A 1,323-nucleotide genomic window follows, 5' to 3' on the forward strand; every position below is an offset into this window, starting at 1 on the left:
TTCCACAATAAGAAAGAATGGTTTACCTGTTTTAGAGGGTATTCTCGCGGCGCTCAAAGGAGCGCCGCTAACTATACCCTGTGAATAGTTACTATTTATTTTATAATTACAAGCGCTTTAATTGCTACTCTATGAACAAAATCCATTTAATTTGGATCTTTTAATTTTTTACTTTTTGCTTTTTACTTTTTACTCATTAATTTTTATTTTCTATGTTTATCTCTTATTATTCATGTAACTTCTCAAGTCTAATGTTTGTACAGTTTTTAAACTTAATTCAGATTTACAATGTGGGTATAATGAAAAAGATCTTTCCTAAAAACGCAAGTACTGTGAAAAATCTACGATAATTAACAGTATATCCATATTTTTATATGTTTTCTTTTATATTTATATATTGGGCATCTGAGAAAAACCCATTTCTGTTGTAAACCTCAGCCAACACTTTTCCCCCAAACTCCCCACTCCCCAACTACTCAGATGCCCTCTCCCCAACACGATCTTTTCTAATACCATCACATGAAAGTACCATGACATGAAAGTAAGTGAGAATAATGCCCCTCATGTACTCTTTCCTTCCTTCTTTCCTGTAATTGGGATTATTTCACTACTATTTTCTTTGTTTATCAACTGGAAATGTCTCAGTTTCAAAATTTTCTCAATCGAAAAGACTTCAAGGTAATGCCTGGATAACTTTATCTCATTATTTAATTTCTAATTCTTCGTTTAATTTTCCATCCTTCGCTGAAATTACCATACTTTCAAGCCCACTATCAAGTTGTGATCCTGTCAACCGACTGATCTTTTATAATATCAGCTTTTCCCTGTTCCGGACTTTCTGCGGCCTCAAGAATCTCCCTCAGATATTCGAGTACGTCTTCCCTGAGGTTTTCGTTCTCAAGAGCAAAGTCCAGTATTGATTTTACGTACCCTAACCTGTCGCCTGTATCGAACCTTTTTCCTTTGAACCTGCAGGCATAGATAACCTGAGACCTGTTAAGAACCCGGATCCCATCAGTCAGCTGGATTTCATTTCCTACCCCTGTCCCGGCTTCTTTTATACAGTCAAATATTTCAGGAGTGAAAACATAGCGACCTATTGCTCCCAAATTTGAAGGAGCATTTTCAGGTAAGGGCTTTTCGACGATATCCTCAAGCATATAGAGAGAGTCAGAGAGTTCCTTTCCTTTTATAATTCCATAACTGTTCAGTTTTTCATAAGGGACTTCTTCCACTGCGAGTGTGGATCTACCATACTTTTCAAAATATTCAATGAGCTGGGCAGTGCAGGGCTTGTCATTCACAATAATATCTTCCCCGTGA

The 1,323-nt window shown here is 36.6% G+C and carries 1 protein-coding gene; it reads right to left on the reverse strand.

Annotated features, from left to right (window positions below):
- Positions 1–773: 773 nt before the first annotated feature.
- Positions 774–1,323: sugar phosphate nucleotidyltransferase (locus ASJ81_RS12735; RefSeq protein WP_245860122.1), on the reverse strand; the 550-nt coding region annotated here is incomplete at its 5' end.

The sequence above is a fragment of the Methanosarcina spelaei genome (assembly GCF_002287235.1).
GTDB lineage: Archaea > Halobacteriota > Methanosarcinia > Methanosarcinales > Methanosarcinaceae > Methanosarcina > Methanosarcina spelaei.